Source organism: Tenacibaculum sp. 190524A05c (assembly GCF_964036595.1).
Lineage (GTDB): Bacteria > Bacteroidota > Bacteroidia > Flavobacteriales > Flavobacteriaceae > Polaribacter > Polaribacter platacis.
The window spans coordinates 136,973-147,500 of sequence record NZ_OZ038523.1 but is presented as its reverse complement, the minus strand read 5'-3'; the positions used below and the strand labels follow the sequence as shown (position 1 = coordinate 147,500).

Annotated in this window: 5 protein-coding genes and 1 rRNA gene (1 of these 6 only partly in view); 1 reads left to right on the top strand and 5 read right to left on the bottom strand. The window is 34.2% G+C overall.

Annotated elements, in window-relative coordinates; translation table 11 throughout:
* Window positions 1–1,053 (bottom strand): 16S ribosomal RNA (locus ABNT61_RS00575); it reaches 469 nt to the left of the window's first position.
* Between the two features lie 973 nt (window positions 1,054–2,026).
* On the opposite strand from ABNT61_RS00575, the gene ABNT61_RS00570 reads away from it, so the two are divergent.
* Window positions 2,027–2,470, top strand: coding sequence for a DUF2147 domain-containing protein (locus ABNT61_RS00570; protein ID WP_348744422.1), 444 nt, complete (start codon window positions 2,027–2,029; stop codon window positions 2,468–2,470).
* A 3-nt stretch (window positions 2,471–2,473) separates the two neighbouring features.
* Here ABNT61_RS00570 and ABNT61_RS00565 read toward each other — a convergent pair whose 3' ends face one another.
* From ABNT61_RS00565 to ABNT61_RS00550, 4 genes are all read right to left on the bottom strand, one after another.
* Window positions 2,474–3,211: a DUF4294 domain-containing protein gene (locus tag ABNT61_RS00565; RefSeq protein ID WP_348744421.1), complete on the bottom strand. Its 738-nt coding sequence runs from the start codon at window positions 3,209–3,211 to the stop codon at window positions 2,474–2,476.
* Window positions 3,212–3,290: 79 nt separating this feature from the next.
* Window positions 3,291–4,544 (bottom strand): aminotransferase class I/II-fold pyridoxal phosphate-dependent enzyme, encoded by a 1,254-nt coding sequence (locus ABNT61_RS00560; protein WP_348726100.1) that lies wholly within the window; start codon window positions 4,542–4,544, stop codon window positions 3,291–3,293.
* 69 nt (window positions 4,545–4,613) lie between these two features.
* The gene (locus ABNT61_RS00555) at window positions 4,614–8,066 is read right to left on the bottom strand and encodes a pyruvate carboxylase (RefSeq protein ID WP_348744420.1); all 3,453 of its coding nucleotides are present in this window, start codon (window positions 8,064–8,066) and stop codon (window positions 4,614–4,616) included.
* A 292-nt stretch (window positions 8,067–8,358) separates the two neighbouring features.
* Window positions 8,359–10,521 carry a xanthine dehydrogenase family protein molybdopterin-binding subunit gene (locus ABNT61_RS00550; RefSeq protein ID WP_348744419.1) on the bottom strand — a complete coding sequence of 721 codons (2,163 nt, stop codon included), beginning with the start codon at window positions 10,519–10,521 and terminating at the stop codon, window positions 8,359–8,361.
* Window positions 10,522–10,528 lie beyond the last annotated feature (7 nt).

Sequence of the window (10,528 nt, the reverse complement as noted above, 5' to 3'; positions counted from 1 at the left end):
ACGACAACCATGCAGCACCTTGTAAAGTGTCCGAAGAAAAATCTATCTCTAGACCTGTCACTCTACATTTAAGCCCTGGTAAGGTTCCTCGCGTATCATCGAATTAAACCACATGCTCCACCGCTTGTGCGGGCCCCCGTCAATTCCTTTGAGTTTCAATCTTGCGACCGTACTCCCCAGGTGGGACACTTATTACTTTCGCTTAGTCACTGAATAATTCCAACAACTAGTGTCCATCGTTTACGGCGTGGACTACCAGGGTATCTAATCCTGTTCGCTCCCCACGCTTTCGTCCATGAGCGTCAGTATATACGTAGTAGGCTGCCTTCGCAATCGGTATTCTAAGTAATATCTATGCATTTCACCGCTACACTACTTATTCTACCTACTTCCGTATAACTCAAGTCAACCAGTATCAAAGGCAGTTCCATAGTTAAGCTATGGGATTTCACCTCTGACTTAATTGACCGCCTGCGGACCCTTTAAACCCAATGATTCCGGATAACGCTTGCACCCTCCGTATTACCGCGGCTGCTGGCACGGAGTTAGCCGGTGCTTATTCTTACAGTACCGTCAAGGACCTACACGTAGGTCTGTTTCTTCCTGTATAAAAGCAGTTTACAACCCATAGGGCAGTCTTCCTGCACGCGGCATGGCTGGTTCAGAGTTGCCTCCATTGACCAATATTCCTCACTGCTGCCTCCCGTAGGAGTCTGGTCCGTGTCTCAGTACCAGTGTGGGGGATAATCCTCTCAGACCCCCTACCTATCGTAGCCATGGTAAGCCGTTACCTTACCATCTAGCTAATAGGACGCATAGTCATCTTGTACCGATAAATCTTTAGTAAGATAGTGATGCCACTTCCCTACATTATGGAGTATTAATCTTCATTTCTAAAGGCTATCCTCCTGTACAAGGCAGATTCTATACGCGTTACGCACCCGTTCGCCGGTCGTCAGCAAAGAAGCAAGCTTCCTCCTGTTACCCCTCGACTTGCATGTGTTAAGCCTGCCGCTAGCGTTCATCCTGAGCCAGGATCAAACTCTTCATTGTAAAATCTTTAATAATTTTAATGAATAAGTTTCAAAAGAATTTAACTTCGTAGAAGTTATGTGTTATTCTACTCTTTAATTACGCTGTCAATTTCAATATTATCAATGAACTTCGCTAACCTTAATATTTAGTCTATTTCAACCAAAACCTCAATTAACTTAATCTTTGTAAAGACATCAGAATCGAACTGATTAACTTATTTGTTATTCCAAAATCTCTGTGATCGTTTACTTCATTTCTGAAAGCGGATGCAAATTTAGAAACTATTTTTAATCTGACAAAACTTTTTGAAGTTTTTTTTAGATTTATTTTTTTCAAAACATACAACCAAAATCTCAATGAACATCTTCCGAAAACGGACTGCAAATATACAAGCTTTTATTTTTAACCGGCAAGAAAAAAATCAACTTTTTTTTAACTCCTAATTAAACTTTTATTTACAATCTGTTAATGAACTTTCGCAAAACCAAACCTGCGTTTTTCCGTTTGCGGGTGCAAATATACAACCACTTCTCATTCCCACAAACTTTTTATACAAAAAAATCAATCTTTTTTTAACCATAAAAACTAAAAACCTGCTAACCATAAACTTATACCAAAAAGAAAATTAAAGTCTTTTTACCTTTCATATGATACTATATAAATAGACACTAATATTATCCAAGATTTCTACAGATTCAAACATCAAAATACAGCCTCAAAAAATCAAAAAAACGTCCTTTTATATCTAATAGTATTCTCAAATCAGTCATTAGAATTGAAATTATACTCCAATTAAATCCGAATTATCACCTAAATTCTCCTTCATAAATTCCAAAATCGATCTCCCTCTATCTAATTATATTCCAGAAAAACGTATTTAATTCAATAACTCTAGCCAAAAAACATCAACTATATTCAAAATTCTAAATCGAAAACTACATTATACTACACATATATGTATGTTTTAGATCAAATAATCGACTACTTAAACATGTTTTTACCAAACAGAACATATAAAAGAATCATCCTAACCTCTATTATACTGATTTCCCTATCAGGAAAATCACAAAGCATTATTGGAAAATGGAAAACATTACATGAGTCTACAGGAAAACCCGTCTCTATTGTTCAACTTTATGAACAAAACGGAAAGATTTTTGGTAAAATCATTGAAATCTTAGAGAAGGAACATGAAAAAGATCTCTGTATAAAATGTAAAGGGGAAGAAAAGAACAAACCTGTATTGGGGTTAACTATAATAAAGAACATGGAAAAAGCTGGAAAGTTCTATAAAAAGGGAACTATTTTTCATCCAGTACTAGGAAAAACCTTTCGTTGTAGAATTAAACTTTTGGATAACAACCCTGACAGGATTCAAGTAAGAGGATATTTTTTATTTTTATTTGGCACGCAATATTGGGAAAGAGTTTTATAGTAACTATTTCTTTTTTTTCTTCTTTTTCCTTTTTCTCTTTTTACGAAGTTTAGCAAACATCTCTTTATATGTTTCAACATTTACTTCTCCTTTTCTCGATTCTAGAATTTGATACGAATCAATATCTAATTTAGGAACTTGAGATTCCAAAGTTTCATCAATAAATGCTCTTTGCAGAACATCTTCTACTAAATAATCCTCATTTTCGGTTTCGGGATGATATTCATCTTTAAGAGAAAGACTAAAAATATTAGCTGTTGTGTTGTACCAAAATGCCTTCCATCCACTTCTAAGTTCTTTTATATTTTGAAAAACTGTTTTTCCAGTTTGTCTATGAATCAACTTAATCAATAACCTACCTTCTGTTTTGGTCATTTTTTTAATTTGATCTGTTAACTCCTCTTCTAAATACTTTTGAACTCTCTTTACGTATTTTCGTTTTTTACTTTTAGATTCAATTCTACCTAAACGTGCATTTAAACTATCAATACGTTTGGAAGCTAAAACTGCATACGGATAAGCCTTGAATACTTTCTTCTTAAACCAGTAGTAATAATTAACATCTATTCTTGATTTAAATTTATGTTTTGGTAAAACAGAAACCTCGTTTAACTTGATCATTAAACTATCTCCATCTCTTACCAGAAAATATTCATCATTAAAATTAGGTAAAGTGTCTTTTATTTGAGCATCCACAAAAAGTGAAGTTGCAACAAAAAAACAAAAAAACAATTTTCTCATAACGTTATACTGTCAAATACAGTTCCAAATTTACTTTTTCTTTAAAAAAAAACTCGTGATTTCTCACGAGTTTTTTTGATTATGCAGTCATTATTGCTTCTGCTATTTTCTTATACGTACCATTTTCTAGTTTTTCTCTAATGGCAGTAAATGCTTTAATCGTTTCATTTACGTCTTCAATTGTATGACGAGCAGTTGGAATTAATCTTAATATGATCATTCCTCTAGGTATAACTGGATATACAACTATAGAACAAAACACTCCATGATTTTCTCTTAAGTCGTGCACCATTGCCATAGCCTCAGGAATATCTCCTTTTAAGTATACTGGTGTAATACATGTTTGCGTAGTACCTAAATCGAAACCAGCATCTCTAAGTCCGCTTTGAAGAGCACCCGTAATTTCCCAAAGTTTATCTTTTAACTCTGGCATTGTACGAATCATATCTAAACGCTTTAATGCTCCCTTTACCATTGGCATTGGTAAAGATTTAGCAAACATTTGAGAACGCATGTTATATTGTAAATATTGAACTACATCTTTATCTCCAGCAAAAAATGCTCCGATACCTGCCATTGATTTTGCAAATGTTGCAAAATAAACATCAATACCATCTTGTACACCTTGCTCGTAACCTGTACCTCTACCACCTTCACCTAAAGTTCCGAAACCATGAGCATCGTCAACTAATAATCTGAAGTTATATTTTTCTTTTAGAGCTACTATTTCACGTAATCTTCCTTGTTCACCTCTCATACCGAAAACTCCTTCAGAGACTAATAAAATTCCTCCTCCTGTTTTTTCCGCCATTTTGGTAGCTCTCTTCAAGTTTTTCTCACAACTTTCAATATCATTATGACGATACACGAATCTCTTACCTGCGTGTAAACGAACACCATCAATAATACAAGCATGAGTATCCATATCATAAACGATAATATCATCTTTAGAAACAAGTGCATCGATAGCCGAAACCATTCCTTGGTAACCGAAGTTTACCAAATAAGAAGCTTCTTTACCAACAAACTCAGCACATTCTCTCTCTAATTGCTCATGATATTTAGTATGTCCCGACATCATTCTAGCTCCCATTGGATAAGCCATTCCATCAGCTGCCGCAGATTCTCCATCTACTTTTAACACCTCTGGATGGTTAGCTAAACCAAGATAATCGTTAATACTCCAAGTAACTACAGGTTTACCATTAAACATCATTCTATTTGAAATTGGCCCTTCTAGTTTTGGGAATACGTAGTATCCTTCCGCCTTATCTGCCCATTTACCTAATGGTCCTTTATCACTCTTAATTCTCTCAAATAAATCCTTTACCATTTTTACATTACTTGTTTGGGTGGCAAAACTAAGCCTTTTTCTGTGTAAATCAAAAAACTTAACTAGGTGTTACTTAATTTTTATCACCAAATCATTTGTATCAACTAAAGTACCTGCTTGTAACTGTACTTTTTCTATAATTCCTCTTGAAACAGCAGTAACGGTAGTTTCCATTTTCATTGCTTCAATAATAAATAAAGGTTGGTTTTCTTGAACAATATCTCCTTCTTTAACAAGAACAGAAGATAACAATCCTTGTAGTGGAGCTCCAATTTGATTTTCATCGCTCGCATCAACCTTCGTGTTTTCTATTTTTTCTACACTTACTGAGCTGTCTTTAATAGAAACAACTCTCATTTGTCCATTAATCTTAAAGAATACAGTTACATTACCATTTTCATCTGCATCAGTTTTATGAACTAAAGAAATTAAAACTCGTTTTCCCGGATCAATATCTACCATGATCTCCTCCCCTTTTTCTAAACCAAAGAAGAAGTTTTTGGTAGGAATATTCATCACATTTCCATATTTCATATGCTTTTCATAGGCATCTTTGTACACCTTAGGATACAATTTATAGGATAAGAAATCTGTAATTTCTAATTCTCTACCCATTCCTTTTGAGAAATCCTTCTTAAATGCATTGAATTCCTTTTCAAAATCTATCGGTTCTAGGTGTGCATTAGGACGTTCAGTATACGGTTTTTCATTTTTAAGAATGATTTTTTGAACATCCTCTGGGAATCCACCAACTGGCTGACCTAAATCTCCTTTGAAAAAGCTAATTACAGATTGAGGAAAAGAAATAGAATCTCCTCTTTCTTTTACATCTTGAATAGTAAGGTCATTACTAATCATATATTGCGCCATATCTCCTACTACTTTAGAACTTGGCGTAACCTTAATAATATCTCCGAATAATTGGTTTACTTCACCATACATTTTAGTTACTTCAGTAAACTTATCTTCTAAACCTAAGGCAATTGCTTGTCCTTTTAAGTTTGAATATTGTCCACCAGGAATTTCATGTTCATAAACCTCTCCTGTTCCTGATTTTAATCCTGATTCAAATGGATAATAATATCCTCTAACAGCTTCCCAATAGTTTGAATACTCTGCTAGTTTATGCATATCTAATGGATTTTCTCTCTCATTAAAACGAAGCATTTCTACCATCGAGTTAAAATTTGGCTGAGAAGTTAATCCAGATAATCCTCCTAAAGCAACATCTACAACATCAACTCCAGCTTCAATAGCTTTTAAGTATGTAGCAGATTGAATAGAAGATGTATCATGAGTATGTAAATGAATAGGAATATTAATTTCTGATTTTAATGCTGAAATTAATTCATATGCCGCTTGTGGTTTTAATAAACCAGCCATATCCTTTACACCTAAAATATGAGCCCCAGCATTTTCAACATCTTTTGCTAGTTGGATGTAATATTTTAAATCGTATTTAGTTTTACTTGGATTTAAAATATCTCCTGTGTAACAAATAGAAGCTTCAGCTAAACCTTCTGTTCTATTTCTTACATGTTTAATACAAGGTTCAATTGATTTCATCCAGTTTAATGAATCAAAAATTCTGAACACATCAACACCAGTTTCCCATGATTTCTCGACAAACTTTTCAATTAAGTTATCAGGATAAGCTGTGTAACCAACTCCATTAGACCCTCTAATTAACATTTGAAGTAAAACATTCGGCATTGCTTCTCTTAATAATGCCAAACGTTCCCATGGATTCTCTTGTAAAAAACGCAGACAAACATCAAAAGTTGCTCCTCCCCAAACTTCCATACTGAAGATATCCGGGAAATTCTTGGCATATCCTTCTGCAACTTTCAACATATCCGTAGTACGCATTCTAGTTGCTAATAAACTTTGATGCGCATCACGCATAGTAGTATCCGTAAAGTGAATTTTCTTCTCTTTCTTTAACCACTCCGCAAACTTTTCAGGACCTAATTCTGTTAATAAATCTTTAGTTCCTTTTGGATGAGTATCTAATTTCGGAAACTTAGGAATTTTCGGTGTAGAAAATTGACGACTCGGATCAACTTTCTTTACATCCGGATTTCCATTAACCACAACTTCCCCTAAGAAGTTTATTAATTTATTTGCTCTGTTTTTCGGTTCTTTGAACTCAAATAATTTTGATTCATTCTTAATGAAGTTAACCGTTACTTCACCATCTCTAAAGGTTTGGTGATTTAAAATATTTCTTAAGAAAGCAATGTTTGTTTCAACACCTCTAATTCTAAATTCAACCAAAGCACGAAGCATTTTACGACAAGCACCATCCAAAGTTCTACTTCTTGCAGATGCTTTTACCAACATTGAATCGAAGAAAGGAGAAATTTTAACTCCTTGATAAATACTTCCTGCATCTAAACGAATTCCGAATCCTGATGCACTTCGGTATGTTGTAACAACTCCATAATCTGGTTTAAAATCATTTGCTGGATCTTCAGTTGTAATTCTACATTGTAATGCGTAACCTGAAACTGTAATTGATTCTTGACTAGGAATTTTTATTTGCTTGTCTGATAATTTATAGCCTCCAGCAATGAATAACTGAGTTTTTACTAAATCAATATTAGTTACCATTTCAGTAACTGTATGCTCTACTTGAATTCTAGGGTTGACCTCAATGAAATAGATGCTATTATCCTCATCAACTAAAAATTCAACAGTACCAATATTATTGTAGTTTACAGCTCCACAAATATCAAGAGCATACTGATATAAATTATTTTTAGTTTCCTCTGGTAATCCAAATGAAGGTGCAAATTCAATTACCTTTTGATAACGTCTTTGAACTGAACAATCTCTTTCAAATAAATGAACCATGTTACCATGAGTATCAGCTACAATTTGAATTTCGATATGCTTAGGATTCTCAACGAATTTTTCTAAAAACACGGTGTCATCTCCAAATGCATTCAGTGCTTCTCTTTGAGCTTCTGGATATGCTTTTTTAAGATCATCGGCATTTCGGATAACTCTCATTCCACGACCTCCACCACCTGAAGCCGCTTTCAACATTACAGGATAACTAATTTTTTCAGCTTCTTCTAGAGCTACTTCAATTGAAGTTAAATCCTGATCACTACTTTGAATAATTGGAACATTATTAGCTACTGCAACTTCTTTAGCAGTAATTTTATCTCCTAGAGCTTTTAATACTGAAACTTTAGGCCCAACGAAAATAATTCCGTTGTCCTCACATTTTTGAGCGAATTCAGCATTTTCAGATAAGAAACCATAACCAGGATGAATTGCATCCACATCATTTTCAACTGCCACTTTAATAATAGCATCAATGTCTAAATATGGTTTTAATGGTTCGTTATCTTCTCCAATTTGATAACACTCATCTGCTTTATACCTATGCAAAGAATATCGATCTTCGTACGTGTAAATACCTACTGTTTTTATCCCGACTTCCACGCAGGCTCTAAAAACCCTAATAGCAATCTCTCCTCGATTGGCAACGAGTACTTTTTTAATGTTCATCCTTTTGTTTTGTTGTGAATTTGTTTGTCTCCAAAGTTAATTTAAAAATCATTTTTATTGAAAAAAACAGCCGTTTTTACTGACAGAAGTTAATAAATTAACACATTCGTAAAAAACTGTTTAGAGAAAAATCGATTTCGTATTATTTTATTATCGATTTATCAATTTAATAATTTGAGCGGATTTTTAAATACTAAACAAAAACGTTTTCGTTTTTGAAACTGATTTTTTGATATGACGAAAAAGTAAAAAAGATGTCGAATATCGACATCTTTTTATACAATAGTTCAACTTAACCTCGAACTTCAGTTTTATTTTCTTCTAGTTCTTTTACAAATGGCTGACTATACAACCTACTATTCATTGCTTTATAAATAGCGTTTGCAACTGCTCCTCCTGCTGGAGGTAAACCAGGCTCACCTAAACCTGTAGGTGACAACTCATTTTGAACAAAATGAACCTCAACTTGAGGAGTTTCATTCATTCTTATTAATCTATACGTATCGAAATTCTTCTTAGATGGTTTTCCATTTTTAAAAGAGAAATCTCCATACATTGCATGCCCAATACCATCAAGAACACCTCCTTGAATTTGATTGATTGCTCCCGTTGGATTAACTACAATTCCGCAATCTACAGCGGCAACAACTTTTTTAACAACCGGTAATCCATCTTTCATTTCGATTTCTGCGACCTCTGCAACATGCGTATTGTGACTATAGTATGCAGCGAAGCCTTTATAAACTCCTTCTTTTTGCTCTTTCCAGTTACTCTTTTCCTCTACTAGTTTAATCGTATTTTCCATTCTTTGACCAGAATATTCGATTTTTTCATCTGTAGTATTTTTTACGTTCTGTAGTAAATCTATACGCAACTGTAAAGGATCTATTCCTAACTCTTCAGCAATCTCATCAAAGAAACTTTGCTCTGCATAAGCTAGGAAGTTTGTATAAGGAGCTCTCCAAGCACCCGTTGTAATTTTACTTTGATAGTTTTTTGTTGATACTTTATAATTTGGAATACATCCTGCAGGGAAAAAATTAGGAATTAAATCATACATATTTCCATTAACTGCAGCTTCCTTCAAATGATAACCTGTTATTTTTCCATCTTTGAGTGATGCAGCAATTCTGTATTTAATGGCAGGACGATAAATTCCGTCTGTCATATCATCTTCTCTAGAGAATACAACCTTAACTGGCTTTTTTGAAAGATTTGAAATTTCAGCGGCTTCCAACGCAAAATCTCCGTAGAGTCTTCTTCCAAAACCACCTCCCATACGAGTCATTTCCAACTCAATTTCACTTTCTTCTCTATTTAGAAGCTTAGCTATTCTACCAGCTGTCCATTGCGGTGTTTGGATTGGACCAACTAAATGAACTCTTTCTGATGTAACATCTGCATAGAAATTCATTGGTTCTAAACAGTTATGTGGTAAAAACGGAGAATGGTACGTTCTTTCAATAACCTTATCTGCCGCTTTAAATGCAGAAGCTACATTGCCATCATTTCTGCGTACTTCAAAATCTTTTCCATCTAATATTCCGTTTAGAATTCTATTATGATCCTCAGTATTTTCTAAATCTTTATTGCTACTCCATTCTGCTTTTAAGGCTTTTTTTCCCTTCATTGCAGCCCAAGTATTCGTTCCAAGAACAGCTACCTTGTCGCCAAACTTTACTACTTGGGTTACTCCGGTTACTTTTTTAGCTTCCGTATCATCAAAACTAACTAATGTTTGACCAAACGCTGGTGGTCTTAAAACCGAAGCATATGACATTCCTTCAGCTTTATAATCTAATCCGAATAATGGCTTTCCAGTAACAATATTCCTTAAGTCGACATTTATCGCGTCTTTACCTATAATTGTATACTCTGAAGGCTTTTTAAGTTTTACATTTTCCGGAACCTCTAAAGAAGCAGCTTCCTTTACAACATCACCATAACCTAAAGTTTCGCCTTTTTCATTCGTTATCATTCCTTTTGAAGCTTTACATGTAGAAGCATCTACACCCCATTTTACAGCAGCTGCATTAATTAACATTTGCTTTGTTGTTGCTCCTGTTTGTCTTAATGCATCCCAACCAAACCTTATGGATTGACTTCCTCCGGCAACTTGACGAGTATATTCTTTTTTATTGTATTTGGCTTGAACTACATTTACTTTATCCCACTCTACATCTAATTCTTCTGCAATAATCATAGGCATAGACGTTTTTACACCTTGACCGATTTCTGGATTAGGAGAAAATATTGAAACATATCCATTATCTGCGATTTGAATAAATGCATTAAAATCATTGAAATTTAAATTTGCAATATCTACTGGTGGTTTTGCCTCTGACTTACAAGCCGTAAATAAATTAAAACCAACTAATAATCCTCCACTGGCCAATGCAGAAGTTCTTAAGAAGTTTCTTCTACTGAATCTTAAATTGTTTTCTTGTATGCTCATAATAATT